The 16,415-nt window shown below is 70.8% G+C and carries 15 protein-coding genes; 12 read left to right on the top strand and 3 right to left on the bottom strand.

Annotated features, from left to right (window positions below):
* Nucleotides 1-18: 18 nt before the first annotated feature.
* Nucleotides 19-1,011 (bottom strand): magnesium and cobalt transport protein CorA, encoded by a 993-nt coding sequence (locus tag HZZ10_RS05410; protein WP_179912717.1) that lies wholly within the window; start codon nt 1,009-1,011, stop codon nt 19-21.
* A 117-nt stretch (nt 1,012-1,128) separates the two neighbouring features.
* Here HZZ10_RS05410 and mshC point away from each other — a divergent pair, with 117 nt between their 5' ends.
* Entirely contained in the window at nt 1,129-2,406 is a 1,278-nt protein-coding gene (gene mshC, locus HZZ10_RS05405) for a cysteine--1-D-myo-inosityl 2-amino-2-deoxy-alpha-D-glucopyranoside ligase (RefSeq protein ID WP_179912716.1), read from the top strand.
* Nucleotides 2,407-2,560: 154 nt separating this feature from the next.
* Here the strand turns inward: mshC and HZZ10_RS05400 are convergent, their stop codons facing one another.
* Nucleotides 2,561-3,436 carry a PAC2 family protein gene (locus tag HZZ10_RS05400; protein ID WP_179912715.1) on the bottom strand — a complete coding sequence of 292 codons (876 nt, stop codon included), beginning with the start codon at nt 3,434-3,436 and terminating at the stop codon, nt 2,561-2,563.
* 153 nt (nt 3,437-3,589) lie between these two features.
* On the opposite strand from HZZ10_RS05400, the gene HZZ10_RS05395 reads away from it, so the two are divergent.
* Complete coding sequence (locus HZZ10_RS05395; protein WP_179912714.1) at nt 3,590-4,423, top strand: HAD family hydrolase; 834 nt, start codon at nt 3,590-3,592, stop codon at nt 4,421-4,423.
* 152 nt (nt 4,424-4,575) lie between these two features.
* Here the strand turns inward: HZZ10_RS05395 and HZZ10_RS05390 are convergent, their stop codons facing one another.
* Nucleotides 4,576-5,514 (bottom strand): RecB family exonuclease, encoded by a 939-nt coding sequence (locus HZZ10_RS05390; protein ID WP_228087112.1) that lies wholly within the window; start codon nt 5,512-5,514, stop codon nt 4,576-4,578.
* A 53-nt stretch (nt 5,515-5,567) separates the two neighbouring features.
* Between HZZ10_RS05390 and HZZ10_RS05385 the strand changes: the two genes are divergently transcribed.
* From HZZ10_RS05385 to hisF, 10 genes are all read left to right on the top strand, one after another.
* Entirely contained in the window at nt 5,568-6,710 is a 1,143-nt protein-coding gene (locus HZZ10_RS05385) for a site-2 protease family protein (protein ID WP_179912713.1), read from the top strand.
* 11 nt (nt 6,711-6,721) lie between these two features.
* Nucleotides 6,722-7,855 (top strand): tRNA (adenine-N1)-methyltransferase, encoded by a 1,134-nt coding sequence (locus HZZ10_RS05380; protein WP_308507500.1) that lies wholly within the window; start codon nt 6,722-6,724, stop codon nt 7,853-7,855.
* A gap of 35 nt (nt 7,856-7,890) precedes the next feature.
* On the top strand, nt 7,891-9,594 hold the full coding sequence (arc, locus tag HZZ10_RS05375; protein ID WP_179912712.1) for a proteasome ATPase: 1,704 nt from the start codon (nt 7,891-7,893) through the stop codon (nt 9,592-9,594).
* A gap of 75 nt (nt 9,595-9,669) precedes the next feature.
* Entirely contained in the window at nt 9,670-11,259 is a 1,590-nt protein-coding gene (gene dop, locus HZZ10_RS05370) for a depupylase/deamidase Dop (RefSeq protein ID WP_218928465.1), read from the top strand.
* 114 nt (nt 11,260-11,373) lie between these two features.
* The gene (locus HZZ10_RS05365; protein WP_179912711.1) at nt 11,374-11,565 is read left to right on the top strand and encodes a ubiquitin-like protein Pup; all 192 of its coding nucleotides are present in this window, start codon (nt 11,374-11,376) and stop codon (nt 11,563-11,565) included.
* Between the two features lie 6 nt (nt 11,566-11,571).
* Nucleotides 11,572-12,429 (top strand): proteasome subunit beta, encoded by an 858-nt coding sequence (prcB, locus tag HZZ10_RS05360; RefSeq protein WP_056133561.1) that lies wholly within the window; start codon nt 11,572-11,574, stop codon nt 12,427-12,429.
* The gene (prcA, locus tag HZZ10_RS05355; protein WP_179912710.1) at nt 12,426-13,211 is read left to right on the top strand and encodes a proteasome subunit alpha; all 786 of its coding nucleotides are present in this window, start codon (nt 12,426-12,428) and stop codon (nt 13,209-13,211) included. Before prcB ends, prcA begins: the two co-directional genes overlap by 4 nt.
* Nucleotides 13,208-14,575: a Pup--protein ligase gene (gene pafA, locus HZZ10_RS05350; RefSeq protein WP_056133556.1), complete on the top strand. Its 1,368-nt coding sequence runs from the start codon at nt 13,208-13,210 to the stop codon at nt 14,573-14,575. The genes prcA and pafA overlap by 4 nt, the downstream gene beginning before the upstream one ends.
* A 77-nt stretch (nt 14,576-14,652) precedes the next feature.
* The gene (locus tag HZZ10_RS05345) at nt 14,653-15,570 is read left to right on the top strand and encodes an FKBP-type peptidyl-prolyl cis-trans isomerase (protein WP_156382783.1); all 918 of its coding nucleotides are present in this window, start codon (nt 14,653-14,655) and stop codon (nt 15,568-15,570) included.
* A 56-nt stretch (nt 15,571-15,626) separates the two neighbouring features.
* Nucleotides 15,627-16,400 (top strand): imidazole glycerol phosphate synthase subunit HisF, encoded by a 774-nt coding sequence (gene hisF, locus HZZ10_RS05340; RefSeq protein WP_056133550.1) that lies wholly within the window; start codon nt 15,627-15,629, stop codon nt 16,398-16,400.
* The last annotated feature ends 15 nt before the right edge of the window (nt 16,401-16,415 follow it).

Raw genomic sequence — 16,415 nt, 5'->3', positions numbered from 1 at the left:
TCAGGTGAGCGTCGGCGCTCAGAGCCACCCGTTGTGCTTGAAGGCGCGGTGCAGACCGACGCAGATCCCGACCATCGCGAAGAGCACGCCCGGATAGCCCCACGTCCAGGCGAGCTCGGGCATGTGCTCGAAGTTCATGCCGTAGATCCCGGCCACCAGGGTGGGGACCGCCGCGATGGCGGCCCACGCGGAGATCTTGCGCATGTCTTCGTTCTGCCGCACGGACACGAGCGACAGCCGGACCGTGAGCATGTCCGAGAGCAGGCTGTCGTGGCTCTCGAGATGCTGGTCGATCCGCTCCGCGTGCGCCGTGAGTCGCTCGAGCAGCTGGCGGTCGAGGCGCAGCGGCTCGGTCGACACCGTCGTGCGGTCGTCGCCGAGGTCCGGCAGCTCGACCGAGAGAGGGAGCAGCGCTCGACGCGCCTCGGAGATCTCGCGCTTGAGGTTGTAGAGGCGGGGGAGCGGGTCCTCGTCCAGACGGAAGGCCACCTGCTCGAGGTGCGCGACAGCGTCGCCGAGCGCGAGCTCGACGTCTGACGCACCGGCCACCAGCTCGACGAGCATCGCTGCCAGGACCGGGAGAGCACCGCGACCCTTGAGGGCGCGCTGCTCACCGAGCCGCTCGACGACCTTGTCCGTGACCCCGGCCGACCCTGACTCGGCCGAGTAGAGCACGGTGCCCGTGGCGAAGAGCACGAGACGGCCTGTGGTCACCTGCTCGTCGTCGTAGGCGGCTGTCGGGACCACGACGTAGAGGGCGTGGTCGTTCACCCGGACCACCCGGGGTGCCACGCTCGACGGACCACGGCCGATCCGTGCGAGGCGCGCCCGGATCTCGGAGACGTCCAGACCGTGCTCCTCTGCGGCGTCGAGCACGTCGGCGCCGTCCTCGACCACGAACCACCGCGCCTCGGCACGGGCGACGGCCGGGCCGGGCGTGGTCTCGTGCCAGCCGTCGGAGACACGCTCGACGGTGCGACGGACGGAGACCGGGGGCTGTGGGCTGACCATGCCTGCATTCTGGACCACGCACGGTGCGACGCGCGCCCGGTCACCGACGTCGTACGGGACCGACCGCACACCCAGCGGGCGGGCCTGGGGGTGCCCGGCTCGGGATACTGTTGGACCGTGCTCACCTGGCCTGCCCCACAGATCCCCGAACTCCCCGGCCGCGGCGACGTCGTCCGCGTCCACGACAGCTCGACCGGCCGGCTGGTCGTCGCCTCGCAGGGGCCGTCGGCGTCGCTGTACGTCTGCGGCATCACCCCCTATGACGCGACCCACATCGGGCACGCCGCCACCTATGTCGCCTTCGACCTCCTCGGGCGGGCGTGGCGCGACGCCGGTCAGCACGTCACCTACGCGTCCAACGTCACCGACGTCGACGACCCGCTCCTCGAGCGCGCCACGGCCACGGGGGTCGACTGGCGCGATCTCGCCGTCGAGCAGACGGCTCTCTTCGCCGAAGACATGACGGCTCTCGGTGTGATCCCCCCTGACGTGTACCTCGGGGCCGTCGAGACCATCCCGCCTGTGGCCGCTGCGGTCGAAGAGCTCGTCGCGGCCGGAGCCGCGTACAGGGTGCCGCTCGAGGACGGCGCGGGCGGCGACGCCCCCGAGCTCGGAGACGTCTACGCGGACGTGACCGCCGACAGCGCCTTCGGCCAGGTGTCACGCCTCGACGAGGCGACGATGCTCGAGCTCTTCGCCGAGCGCGGGGGCGACCCCGAGCGTGCCGGCAAGCGCAACGCCCTCGACCCGCTGCTCTGGCGCCGTGAGCGTCCGGGCGAGCCGGCCTGGGCGGCAGGGAGCCTCGGGACCGGGCGTCCTGGGTGGCACATCGAGTGTGCCGTGATCGCCCGTGCAGGGCTCGGACTGCCCTTCGACGTCCAGGGCGGTGGTTCCGACCTGCTGTTCCCGCACCACGAGATGAGCACGTCGCACGCCCGCCTCATCGGCGACGGCGAGGTCCACGGAGCCGGTGCGGCCACGCACGTCCACGCCGGGCTCGTCGCCTACCAGGGCGAGAAGATGAGCAAGTCCCGCGGCAACCTCGTGTTCGTGTCGCGTCTGCGCGCCGAGGGCGTCGAGCCGATGGCCATCCGTCTGGCCCTGCTCGCCCACCACTACCGCTCCGACTGGGAGTGGACCGACGCGAGCCTCACCGAGGGCGTGCAGCGTTTTGAGACGTGGCGCTCGGCTGTCTCCGGCAACGGCGGCCCCGACGCCGACGCGACCCTCGCGGAGGTGCGTGCCGCGCTCGCCGACGACCTCGACGCGCCCCGCGCGCTGGCCGCCGTCGACAGGTGGGCCGAGCTGTCCCTCGCCGGCACCGCCGAGCCTGTCGAGGGCGCGCCCGGAGTGATCTCACGAGCGGTCAACGCGCTCCTCGGCGTCCGGCTCTGACACGCCGCACGTCGTCATCGCCGCACGACGTCAACGCTGGACGGCTGACGCGGACAGTTGACGAGCCGGGACCCCACTCAGGGGTCCCGGCTCGTGGCGTATCCGCGACGCTCCCTCGGCGTGAGGAGCTGCTGCTCCCCGCGAGGGACGTCGCTCAGAGATCCTTGTCGCGTCGCTTGAGGTACTGCTCGAACTCCCGCGCGATCGCCTCGCCGCTCGCCTCGGGAAGCTCGGCGGTGTCCTTCGCCTCTTCGAGCTGCTTCACGTACTCCGCGATCTCGGTGTCCTCGGTCATGAGCTTGTCGACACCGTTCTGCCAGGCCTCCGCGTCTTCCTCGAGGTCCTTGAGGTCGACGGGCTCGGCGAGGAAGGCCTCGAGATGTCCGAGGATCGCCGCCGTGGCCTTGGGCGACGGTGGGTGCGCGACGTAGTGCGGCACGGCGGCCCACACGCTGAGGGAGTGGAAACCAGCCTCGTGCGCGGCGCTGTGCAGCACCCCGACGATCCCCGTCGGCCCCTCGTAGGTGTTCGCCTCGACCTCGAGCAGGTGCTGGACAGCCGGGTCGTCGGAGGTCACCGACACCGGGATCGGGCGGGTGTGCGGCACGTCGGCGAGCAGCGCGCCAAGGGTCACGACCGTCGTCACACCGAGGCTCTGGGCGATCTCGAGCAGCTCGGTGCAGTAGGACTTCCAGCGCAGCGACGGCTCGATCCCGTGGACCAGGACCACCCGGCGACGGGTCATGGGCGGCTCGACGACCGAGATCGTGGTCGTCGGCCAGGCGAGGTGCCGGGTGCCGTCGGCCGCGGTCGAGACCATCGGCCGGTTCTCCTGGAAGTCGTGGTACTCCTCAGGGTCCAGCTCGTCGATCTTCTCGGCGCCCCACACGTCGATGAGGTGCAGCAGGGCCGAGCTCGCAGCGCTGCCGGCGTCGTTCCAGCCCTCGAAGGCCGCGAACATGATGGCGTCTTCTGCAGGGCTCGCGTCGCCGGTGTCGGGGGTGGCCTCGGAGGGGGTCTCGTCCGTCATCCCACCAGCGTAGTTGGCCCGCGCCGCCAGGACCGCGCCGGCCGCCGCCCAGCCCGCCCGGACCGACCAGCCTGCCCTGGCTGTCTCGCCCGGACCACCCGACCCGTGCTGCTCAGGGCCACCCCACCCAGAGACCGCCGATACGATGGACGGGTGCCCCCCTCACCTGATCTGAGTCCTGTTCCCGCGCCTGCCGCCGCCCCGTCCGCAGCTGCCTCCACGTCTGCGACCTCCGCCACGTCTGACATCGCGGAGGCCTCCGCCGAGGCCCGTGACGCTGTCCGCAGCGAGGTCACGCTGCCCGCGGCCGTCCTGTGGGACATGGACGGCACGCTCATCAACTCCGAGCCGTACTGGATGGCAGCCGAGGGTGAGCTCACCCGTGAGCACGGCGTCCCGTGGACGCACGAGGACGGCCTGCAGCTGGTCGGTCGTGCCCTCGTCGACTCTGCGGCGATCATGCAGCGCGCCGGTGTGCGCCTGGAGGTCCCGGAGATCATCGAGTACCTCATCTCCCGGGTGATCGCCCAGGTGAAGATCGAGGTCCCGTGGCAGGACGGCGCCGTCGAGACCCTGGCGTCGGTCCGGGCTGCTGGCATCCCGTGCGCTCTCGTCACCATGTCCTACAGGTCCTTCGCTGACGCCTTCGTCGCGCAGGCTGCCGAGGGCACCTTCGACGTTATCGTGACCGGTGACGAGGTCGCTCGCGGCAAGCCCGACCCCGAGGCCTACCTGCGGGCCGCGCAGATGCTCGGGGTCCGCATCGAGGACTGCGTCGTGGTCGAAGACTCTCCGTCCGGCATCGCGTCGGGTCTCGCATCAGGCGCACCGACCGTCGGCATCGAGGTCATGGTGCCCGTCGAGCCGCGGCCCGGGCTGAGCCGCATCCGGTCTCTGCGCTCGCTCACGCTCGAGACCCTCGGTCGGCTCGCAGCCGGTGAGGTCATCGACGAGATCGGCGTGCCCGAGACTGCCTCTCGGGCCTGAGCGCACGCTGGCACCGCGCCTCGGCTGACCGGGGCTGGAGGGGCGACAGACCCGGTCTGGCACCCGACCCGACCCGTCCTGGTCGGGGACCGGCCTGGTCCTCGATGCTGGCTGGTCGTCGACCTGGCCCGGGACCCATCCCGGCCGCGCGGTCAGGCTGCCGGGCGCACACCTGTCGCGCGCTCGACGGCGTCCGGGTCGATCTCGGGCGGCGTCCCGCCGAACTCGGGGCAGATGCTCTGGTGCGCGCACCACCCGCACAGCTTGGACCGACGCGGTGCCCAGGTCCCGGTGGTCGCGGCAGTCTCGATGCTCGACCAGATGGTCCGCACCTTCTGCTCGGTCGCGAGCAGCTCACGCTCGGTCGGCTCGCTGCGCAGCACCTGCCCGTCGCCCAGGTAGACGAGCTGGAGCATCTTGGGCATCTCGCCTCGCTCGCGCCACAGGACCAGGCCGTAGAACCGCATCTGGAACACCGCTGAGCTCTCGTACCCCGGTCGGGGAGACTTGCCAGACTTGTAGTCGACCACCCGCACGGCGCCGTTCGGAGCCACGTCCACGCGGTCGACGATGCCGCGCATCAACGGTCCGCCGTCGAGCTGGGACTCCACGAACATCTCACGCGACTCCGGCTCGAGCCGGTTCGGGTCTTCGAGGGTGAAGTACGTCGAGACCAGCCGGCCGGCACTGTCGAGCCAGGTGTCGAGCGCAGCGGCGTCGGTGAAGAGCTCCGCGTACTCCGGCGAGGCCTCGCGGAGCCTGTCCCACTCGCCCGGGATCATGCCCTGGGCGAGCTCGACGGTCCGCTCGCCGAGAGGCGCGTCGTAGAGCTTCTCGAGGACCGAGTGCACCAGGGTCCCGCGCGCTGCGGCAGAGCTGGGCGGCTCGGGGAGCTTGTCGACCACGCGGAACCTGAACAGCAGCGGGCACTGCATGAAGTCGTTGGCACGCGACGGCGAGAGCCCTGGCCGGCGCGGCGACCGGACCACCTCGGCGACCACCCCGTCCTCAGCAGGCACGACGGCTTGTCCGTCGACCGGAGCGGTGCCGACGGCGGACGGGAGTGCTGGGGGAGTGACGGAGTGCTGCATGGAGACGAGCCTAGGGTGCGTCACCGACAGCGGTGGCACGTAGGGTGACGCCTGTGGACAAGAGCACAGGATGGGTCGTCGGCCGGATCGCGGGAGCACCGGTCCTGCTCAAGCCCTCTGCCCTGGTCATGGTCGGGGTCCTCACGCTGCTGTTCGTCCCGACGGTCCGGACGGTCAGCCCCGAGCTCGGGTCGCAGACCCTCCTGGGTGCCTTCGTCGTGGTCGTCATGCTCATGGTGTCGGTGTTCTTGCACGAGCTAGCGCACGCCCTCGCGGCGCGCGCCCACGGCATGGTCGTCCAAGAGCTCGCCCTCACGCTCTGGGGCGGGCACACGGCCTACACGGACACGAGGTCCACGCCCCGCAGCTCAGCGGTCATCGCGGTGGTCGGCCCGCTCACCAACGTCGTCCTCGCCGGTCTCGCCTGGTTCGGCTACCAGGCTCAGGCCGGCTCGTCGTCGGTCGCGCTGCTCCTCTACGTCTCCGCCTACGCCAACGCCGCCGTCGCGATCTTCAACCTGCTGCCCGGGCTCCCGCTCGACGGCGGGCAGGTCACCGAGGCGCTCGTCTGGGCTGTCACCGGCTCGCGGCTGCGCGGGACCGTCGTCGCGGCCTGGACGGGGCGGGTCCTCGCCGTCACCCTCGTCGCAGCAGCCATCGCGGTCCCCAGCCTGAGCGGTCGGCGCGTCGAGCTCCTCATGGTCGTGTGGGCCGCGCTCATCGGGTCGTTCATGTGGAGCTCGGCCTCGGCGGCGCTGGCCCAGAGCCGTCGCCGCACGAAGATCGACGCCCTCGACCCGCGCCTGCTGGCTCGTCCCGCGGTCGCCGTGAGCGCTGACGTCACCGTCGCGCAGGCTCGCCAGATCGCCGAGGACCTCGGCGGCGACGACGCCCAGGTCCAGCTCGTCCTCGTGGCCGGGCCGCAGCCGACGACCGGGGTCGCGACAGGACAGCCCGTCGGGCTCGTCGACCATCTCGCCCTCGCAGACGTTCCGGAGAACGCCGCCGCGACGGCGCCCGTCTGGTCGGTCTCCGTCGCCCTGCCGACGGTCGCCGTGGTCGACGCGGCCCTCGCGGGGGAGCAGCTGTTCTCGGCGGTCCTGCGCGCTGCCCCGCACGCCCCGGTGTGCATCCTCGTCCTCGGCGAGCACGTCGTCGGCGCCCTCTACGCCACGGACGTCGCCCGCGCGATCTAGACTGGCGCGTTGTGACCGACGAACTGAGCTCCGCCGCACCGAGCACCTCCGCCCCCTCCGCGCCTGGCGCACCGACCGCCGTCCCTGCCGGGACCAGCGCCACCGGGCGTCCTGAACCGACCGGAGCCCAGGTCCGCCGCGGGCCGTTCCGCCCGGGGGACCGCGTCCAGCTGACCGACCCGCGCGGCCGTCTGCACACCATCACCCTCACCGCGGGTGCTGCCTTCCACACGCACCGCGGGTACTTCCAGCACGACGAGATCATCGGCCAGACCGAGGGTTCGGTCGTCACGACCACCTCGGGGATCGAGTACCTCGCGCTGCGCCCCCTGCTGAGCGACTACACGCTCTCCATGCCGCGCGGCGCCGCTGTGGTCTACCCCAAGGACGCCGGGCAGATCGTCGCGATGGCCGACATCTACCCCGGTGCCCGGGTGATCGAGGCCGGGGTCGGCTCCGGGGCGCTGACCCTGTCGCTGCTCCGTGCCGTCGGCGACGGCGGCTCGCTGCACTCGATCGAGCGTCGCGAAGACTTCGCCGACATCGCCCGTGCCAACGTCGAGCTGTTCTTCGGCGCCCCGCACCCCGCGTGGGAGCTCTCGATCGGTGACCTCTCCGACGTCCTCCCGACTGTCGCCGAGCCCGGCTCTGTCGACCGCGTGGTCCTCGACATGCTCGCCCCGTGGGAGAACCTCGAGGCCATCGCGGGTGCGCTCGCGCCCGGCGGTGTCCTCGTCTGCTACGTCGCGACGACCACCCAGCTGTCCCGCCTCGCCGAAGACCTCCGCGACGACGGCCGCTTCACCGAGCCCGAGGCGTGGGAGACGATGGTGCGCGGCTGGCACCTCGAAGGACTCGCCGTCAGGCCCCAGCACCGCATGGTCGGGCACACGGGCTTCTTGCTGACCACCCGCCGGATGGCTGACGGCATCGACGCGCCCGTGCGGCGTCGCCGCCCGTCCAAGGGCTCCTACCCGGTCGTCGAGGAAGAGTGGAGCGCCGAAGACCTCGGCGAGCGTGCCGTCTCGGACAAGAAGGTCCGCAGGGTCCGTCGTGACGTCACCGCGGCTGCCGCCGAGAGCGGCGTGACCGGATCGTCACAGGACGTCTCCGCGGACACAGGGGCGCACGACGACGATCTGTGACATCGTCGGACCTCACGCAGCGGAAGGGGCTCACCATGAGCGACTCGACACCCGACACCCCCCGGAGCACACCTGAGGACGCCGCCCGACGTCTTGCCGTGCTCTCTGCGCAGAACGAGCGCCTGGCCCAGGTGCTCGGCGAGGCCCGCGGCAAGATCGTCGAGCTCCAGCAGCAGATCGAGGAGTTCGCGAAGCCTCCGGGCACCTTCGCGGTGTTCCTGGAGGAGCACGGCGACGGAACCCTCGACATCATGTCGGCGGGGCGCAAGATGCACGTGGGCGCCAGCCCGTCGGTCGACCTCTCGCGGCTGCGCCCAGGCCAGGAGGTCAGCCTCAACGAGGCCTTCGTCGTCGTGGCTGCTGGCGGGTACGAGCCTGTGGGCGAGATCGTCACCGTCAAAGAGCTGCTCGACGACGGCCGCGCTCTCGTGGTCGGCCGCTCGGACGAGGAACGGGTCGTGCGCCTCGCCGGGTCGCTCGTGGGCGCTCCGCTGCGCGCGGGCGACGCCCTCACCGTCGACACGCGGTCGGGCTTCGTCTACGAGCGCATCCCGAAGGCCGAGGTCGAAGACCTCGTGCTCGAGGAGGTGCCGGACATCGACTACAGCGACATCGGCGGGCTCGGTCCGCAGATCGAGCAGATCCGCGACGCCGTCGAGCTGCCCTTCAACCACCCCGACCTCTTCCGCGAGCACGGGCTGCGCCCGCCGAAGGGCATCTTGCTCTACGGCCCGCCCGGCTGTGGCAAGACGCTCATCGCCAAGGCTGTCGCCAACTCCCTCGCGGCAGCCGTGGCACGACGCGCGGCGGCCGCAGCGGCAGACGGCCCGACCGACGGTGTCCCGGCGGTCGTCGAGACCGCCAACCAGGCGAAGAGCTATTTCCTCAACGTCAAGGGCCCCGAGCTGCTCAACAAGTACGTGGGGGAGACCGAGCGGCACATCCGGCTGATCTTCTCCCGTGCTCGCGAGAAGGCCTCGCAGGGGTACCCGGTCGTGGTGTTCTTCGACGAGATGGAGTCGCTGTTCCGCACCCGTGGGACCGGCCTGTCCTCGGACGTCGAGACGACGATCGTCCCGCAGCTGCTGAGCGAGATCGACGGCGTCGAGCGTCTCGACAACGTCATCGTCATCGGGGCGTCCAACCGTGAAGACATGATCGACCCGGCGATCCTGCGCCCTGGTCGCCTCGACGTGAAGATCAAGATCGAGAGGCCAGACCCCGAGGGGGCCCGCGAGATCTTCGCGAAGTACCTCACGGCAGACCTGCCGATTCACGCGGACGACCTCGCCGAGCACCTGGGCGACACGGCGGCCGTGGTCGACGGCATGATCCAGCGGGTCGTCGAGCGGATGTACGCCGACACCGAGGAGAACCAGTTCCTCGAGGTGACCTATGCCTCCGGGGACAAGGAGACGCTGTACTTCAAGGACTTCAACTCGGGCGCCATGATCCAGAACATCGTCGACAGGGCGAAGAAGTCGGCGATCAAGGACTTCCTCGCGACCGGGCAGCGCGGCATCCGCGTGGAGCACCTGGTGACGGCCTGCGTCGACGAGTTCAAGGAGAACGAAGACCTGCCCAACACCACCAACCCCGACGACTGGGCGCGGATCTCGGGCAAGAAGGGTGAGCGCATCGTCTTCATCCGTACGATCGTCCAGGACAAGAACGGCTCGGGTCGCACGGCTGCCGGGCGGACCATCGAGACCGCGACGAGCACCGGGCAGTACCTGTAGCGCGCCGACCCTGGTCCCGGCACCCCTGACCTGCGCGCCGGGGCTAGGGTTGGACGCGTGACTGTGCGACGCGTGATGGGGATCGAGACCGAGTACGGCGTCCTCCAGCAGGGCAACCCGATGGCCAACCCGATGCTCATGTCGAGCCAGGTGGTGACCGCCTACAGGGCGATCAGCTCCTCGGCCCGCTCGAGGGCCCGGTGGGACTACGACGACGAAGACCCCTTGCTCGACGCCCGGGGCTTCCACGTGCGCCGGGCCTCGGCGCACCCGTCGCTGCTCACCGACGACCCCAGCCGCCCCGCGCCGTCAGGCCCGACCGCGGGCGAGGCCCAGGTCCAGAGCATCGAGCGCCCGACCACCGAGGCCTACGACGACCCGAGCGCAGCGAACGCGATCCTCACGAACGGCGCCAGGCTGTACGTCGACCACGCGCACCCCGAGTACTCCTCGCCCGAGGTCACCAACCCGCTCGACGGCGTGCGCTGGGACGTGGCGGGGGAGCGCGTCATGGTCGCCGCCGCCCGCGAGGTCGCCGCGCACATGGGGGTCGACCTCCAGCTGTACAAGAACAACGTCGACGGCAAGGGCGCGAGCTACGGCACCCACGAGAACTACCTCGTCGACCGTCAGGTCCCCTTCGGCATCATCACCGAGCTGCTGACCACCTTCCTCGTCACGCGCACGGTGTTCACAGGCTCCGGTCGTGTGGGGCTGGGACCCGTCGGCCAGGAGGCCGGCTTCCAGATGTCGCAGCGCGCGGACTACATGGAGGCCGAGGTCGGCCTCGAGACGACGCTGCGACGCCCGATCGTCAACACCCGCGACGAGCCGCACGCCGACCGCAGCCGGTGGCGCCGTCTGCACCTGATCATCGGAGACGCGAACCTCTTCGAGACCGCGACGTACCTCAAGCTCGGCACGACGTCGGCTGTCCTGTGGGTCCTCGAGCACCTGGACGAGATCCCCGGCGCGCAGGCCGCGCTCGCCGCGCTGCGCCTCCGCGACCCCGTCGCCGCGGTCTCGCAGGTGAGCCGCGACCTCGAGCTCGACTACGGGCTCGAGCTCGCGGACGGCCGGCGGATGACGGCCGTCGCGCTCCAGGACGCCTACCTCGAGGTGGTGAGGGCGGGGGTCGAGGCGATCGGCTCTGGTGACACCGTGACCGACGACGTCCTCGACCGCTGGGGCAGCGTCCTGGACCGGCTCGTGACCGACAGGGCGTCGTGCGCCCGCGACGTCGAGTGGGTCGCAAAGCTGCGTCTGCTCGAGGGACTGCGCCGACGCGACAACCTCGCCTGGGACCACCCCCGGCTGCGCGCGATGGACCTGCAGTGGTCGGACGTGCGCCCCGAGCGCAGCATCTACCACCGTCTGCTCGCCAAGGGCGCAGTCGAGCGCCTCGTCACGGAGGAGTCCGTGACGGCCGCGGTCGCGCACCCGCCGACGGACACCCGCGCCTACTTCCGCGGAGAGGTCATGGCGCGCTTCCCCGCGATGGTCTCGGCGGCGAGCTGGGACTCCGTCATCTTCGACCTGCCGGGGGCCCCGTCCCTGCAGCGTGTCCCGATGATGGACCCGTGGCGCGGCACCGAGCAGCACGTCGGCCGGCTGTTCGCCGAGCGGCCCGACGCCGAGGAGTTCCTCGCCGCGCTGCTCGGCTGAGCCGCCGACCTGCGACGCCACCTGTGGACTCGCCGCTCGTCGGACGCGCTGATGTGGTGAGATGGGAGTCAGTCGACGCCCTCGGGGTGACGCACCTCAGGCAAGGAGGACCACATGGCCGGCCAGGAACGCCAGCAGCACTCGCCGCAGGACCGCGAGCCCAACGACGCAGCACCGGCGCCAGCCCCCGCGGCGGCCCAGGCGCGCGACGCCGAGGTCGACGCGCTGCTCGACGAGATCGACGACGTGCTCGAGACGAACGCCGAGTCCTTCGTCCGTGGATTTGTGCAGAAGGGTGGGCAGTGACCCGCCATGACGGCTGAGCACCCTGCACGGCTCCCGAGCTCGTTCATGACGCCGGGCAGCTCGTCCTTCGTCGAGTTCCTCGCCGCGCACGACCCCTCGCTGCTGCCGTCGTCGCGCACGCTCCCGTCGGGCTCTGCGCCGCCAGCACCGCACGGCACGACCATCGTCGCCGCGTCCTTCGACGGCGGCGTCGTCATGGCCGGGGACCGCCGCGCGACCGCCGGCTCGATGATCGCGCACCGCGAGATCGAGAAGGTGTTCCCTGCGGACGAGTACTCGGCTGTCGGGATCGCGGGGACCGCCGGGCTCGCCCTCGAGCTCGTCAGGCTGTTCCAGCTCGAGCTCGAGCACTACGAGAAGATCGAGGGCACGCTGCTCTCCCTCGACGGCAAGGCGAACCGCCTGTCGACCATGATCCGCGGCAACCTCGGGCTCGCGATGCAGGGGCTCGCCGTCGTCCCGCTCTTCGCAGGTTTTGACCTCGTCGCGCGTCGCGGCCGCATCTTCTCCTACGACGTCACGGGCGGACGGTACGAAGAGCTCGACCACCACAGCGTGGGGTCGGGGTCGGTCTTCGCCCGGGGTGCCCTCAAGAAGCTGTGGCGACCCGGTCTCGACGCCCAGGGCGCCGTGCGGGTGGTCGTCGAGGCGCTCTTCGACGCCGCCGACGACGACTCGGCGACCGGCGGCCCCGACGCGGTCCGCCAGATCTGGCCCGTGGTCGCCACGGTCAGCGAGGCGGGCTATCTGCGTCTGGCAGACGACGAGCTCGAGAGCGTCGTCGACGACATCTCGCTCGAGCGGACCCGGCAGGCCCGCTCGTCCCGCACCCGCCACGGATCGCTCGGAGGAGACCTGCGATGAGCATGCCGTTCTACGTCTCGCCCGAGCAGCTGATGAAGGACCGCGCCGACTACGCGCGCAAGGGCATCGCCCGCGGCAGGTCTGTCGTCGTCGCCGCCTACGAGGGCGGTATCGCCTTCGCGACCGAGAACCCCTCGCGCGCGCTGCACAAGATCTCCGAGATCTACGACCGCATCGCCTTCGCGGCCGTCGGCAAGTACAACGAGTTCGAGAACCTGCGGGTCGCCGGTGTCAGGTACGCAGACCTGCGCGGCTATTCCTACGACCGCTCGGACGTCGACGCCCGCGGCCTCGCCAACGCCTACGCCCAGACGCTCGGCACGGTGTTCACGACAGAGTCGAAGCCCCTCGAGGTCGAGATCGTCGTCGCCCAGGTCGGGGCGACCTCCGAGCACGACCAGATCTACAGGCTCTCCTACGACGGGTCGGTGTCCGACGAGCACGGCTTCGTCGTGATGGGCGGGCAGGCCGAGCAGCTCGGGACGGCGATGACCGAGCGCTGGCGCCCGGGTCTGACCCTGGCCGAGGTCCTCGTGCTCGTGCGCGAGGTGCTCGCCGGTCCTGCTGCCCCCGACGGCGAGGCACGCGAGATCCCCGCTGCTCACCTCGAGGTCGCGGTGCTCGACCGCAGCCGACCACGCCGTGCCTTCCGCAGGCTCTCGGGCGACGTGCTCGACGACCTCCTGGCGGTCGAACCGTCACGCCCGGCTGGTGCTGGGCCCGAGTCCTCCGACCCGGCGGGACCGACTACCACGACCGACACCTCAGGAGACCCCGCATGAGCACCCGCCGGATCTTCGGCCTCGAGACCGAGTACGGCATCACCTGCGCAGCGCCCGCGGGCCAGCAAGGGCTCTCCGCCGACGAGGTCGCGCGCTACCTGTTCCGCAAGGTCGTCGCCTGGGGCCGGTCCTCCAACGTGTTCTTGCGCAACGGGTCCAGGCTGTACCTCGACGTCGGCTCGCACCCCGAGTACGCGACGGCCGAGTGCGACGACATCCGCCAGCTCATCACCTACGACCGCGGCGGGGAGCGCATCCTCGAAGGGCTCGTGGCGGACGCCCAGCAGCGCCTCGAGGTCGAGGGCATCCCGGGCTCGATCCACCTGTTCAAGAACAACACCGACTCGGCAGGCAACTCCTACGGCTGCCACGAGAACTACCTCGTGCGCCGGCAGGGGGACTTCACGCGCCTGGCCGACATCCTCGTGCCCTTCCTCATCACCCGGCAGGTCCTCACCGGCGCTGGCAAGATCCTCCCCACCCCGGGCGGCGCGACCTTCTGCCTGTCCCAGCGTGCTGACCACATCTGGGAGTCGGTGTCGAGCGCGACCACCCGGTCGCGGCCGATCATCAACACGCGCGACGAGCCGCACGCCGACGCCGAGCTGTACAGGCGCCTGCACGTGATCGTCGGCGACTCGACGATGGCCGAGCCCACGGCGATGCTCAAGGTCGGCGCGACCGACATGGTGCTGCGCATGATCGAGGCGGGTGTCCCGATGCGCGACATGGCGCTCGAGAACCCCATGCGTGCCATCCGTGAGATCAGCCACGACATGACGGGCAAGGCGCCCGTCACGCTGGCCTCGGGCCGGACCGTCACCGCGATCGACCTCCAGCAGGAATACCTGGTGCGGGTCCGCGACTTCGTCGAGGCGTCGGGGGAGATCTCCGAGACCGACCGCAAGGTCTTCGACCTCTGGGAGCGCGGGCTGCTCGCGCTCCAGTCGGGTGACCTCACGAGCGTCGAGCGCGAGCTCGACTGGGTGATCAAGCACCGCCTGATCCGCCGCTACCAGGAGAAGCACTCTCTTGAGCTGACCGATCCTCGCATCGCACGGCTCGACCTGGCGTACCACGACATCTCACGCACCGAGGGGCTGTACAACCTGCTGGCCGCACGTGGGCTGGTCGAGCGTGTGACGAGCGACGTCGAGGTGCTCGAGTCGACGGCCGTCCCGCCGCAGACCACCCGGGCCAGGCTGCGCGGCGAGTTCGTCCGCAAGGCCCAGGAGGCCAAGCGCGACTACACGGTCGACTGGGTGCACCTCAAGCTCAACGACCAGGCGCAGCGCACCGTGCTGTGCAAGGACCCGTTCCAGAGCGTCGACGAGAGGGTCGACAGGCTCATCGAGAGCATGTGAGGGGAGCCACGCCCGCCGCAGCCGTCTGGGCGGGCGTGCTCCACGAGTCCTCCACGACCGCTCGATACGATGGCGGGATGCCCCGAGACCACCGCCGCAGCTCCACGTCCAGGATCCGTGCCGCCTGGGCGGCGCCGGCCCTCGCCCTCGTGCTCGCACTCACGGCCTGCGGACCCGGCGACGACGAGGCCCCGGAACCCGTCCCGACCGCCGAGCCGACGATCGGTGTCACCGGGACCGGCGGCACCGTCCCCACGCTCGACTTCCAGACCCCGCTGACACTCTCGGACCCCGTCGAAGAGGTCGTCTGGGAAGGCGCCGGTGACCCGTTGGTCGACGGAGGACCCGTCCTGCTCCGCGTGTACACGGTGAGCGGGACCGACGGCAGCGTCGTCCGGGACGACTTCGCGTCTGTGCCGGCCGCCTACCTCATGACCCCCGACTCGATCGGCTCCGAGCTGTACACGGTCCTCGAGGGCCACTCCGTCGGGGCGCGCATCATGTACGCCGCAGCGACCGACGGCACGCCTCTCGTCTCGACCATCGACATCTTGCCGACGAGCGCCTCGGGTGACATCAGCGACCCCGAGGCCGGTCTGCCGAGCGTCGAGCACGGTGAGGGTGGTGTGCCCACGGTGACCATCCCCGAGGGGACCGAGCCGCCTGCCGAGCCTGTCGTGCGCCAGATCATCCGCGGCACGGGTGGGCAGGTGGCGAGCGGCCAGCAGGTCGTCATCCAGTTCGTCGCCGTGAAGTGGTCGACAGGTGAGGTCTTCGACACGACGTGGGGGGAGGGGCGTCTGCCCCAGACCGTCACGCTCGGCACCGACCAGCTGATCGAGGGCTTCGACGAGGGTCTTGTCGACCTGCCCGTCGGCAGCGAGGTCATGCTCGTCGTCCCGCCCGGCCTGGCCTTCGGCCCGAGCGGCAACGAGCTCGCGTCCGAGACCCTCGTCTACGTGGTCGATATACTCGCGGTGTCTCCTCCGGCCTGACCGCGGGAGCTGTCCGCGGCCCTGAGCCCGGACGAGTCCCCAGGAAGCAGGAGTGCATGTCTGTCTCGGTCCGCGTCATCCCGTGCCTCGACGTCGACGCCGGTCGTGTCGTCAAGGGTGTCAACTTCGAGAACCTGCGCGACGCCGGTGACCCTGTCGAGCTCGCGCGGACCTATGACGCCGCTGGTGCCGACGAGCTGACCTTCCTCGACGTCTCGGCGTCCTCGGGCAACCGCGAGACCACCTACGACGTGGTCCGCCGGACCGCCGAGCAGGTCTTCATCCCGCTGACCGTCGGCGGCGGCGTCCGCACGGTCGAGGACGTCGACAGGCTGCTGCGCGCCGGAGCGGACAAGGTCGGTGTCAACACTGCGGCGATCGCGCGTCCCGAGCTCATCTCCGAGATCGCCGACAGGTTCGGCAGCCAGGTCCTCGTGCTCTCGGTCGACGCACGACGCGTCCGCGACGGCGTCGAGACCGCCTCGGGCTACGAGGTGACCACGCACGGCGGCAGGCAGGGAACGGGCATCGACGCCGTCGAGTGGGCCGCACGCGCGGCGACGCTCGGTGCCGGCGAGATCTTGCTCAACTCGATGGACGCCGACGGTACCTACGACGGCTACGACCTCGAGATGTTCGCGCAGGTGCGGTCCGAGGTGCGCGTCCCGCTCATCGCGAGCGGCGGGGCGAGCAGCCCTGCAGACTTCTCGGCGGCGGCGAAGGCCGGGGCCGACGCCGTGCTGGCAGCGAGCGTCTTCCACTTCGGTCGGCTGACGATCGACCAGGTGAAGCAGGCCATGGCCGCGGACGGGGTCCCCGTCCGCCTGTGACCGCGGTGCCCCGGT

It is taken from the genome of Sanguibacter inulinus, from assembly GCF_013415325.1.
In the GTDB taxonomy this organism is placed as follows: Bacteria; Actinomycetota; Actinomycetes; order Actinomycetales; family Cellulomonadaceae; genus Sanguibacter; species Sanguibacter inulinus.
Note: the sequence above shows the minus strand (reverse complement) of the source record. Positions and strands in the feature narration are given on the sequence as shown.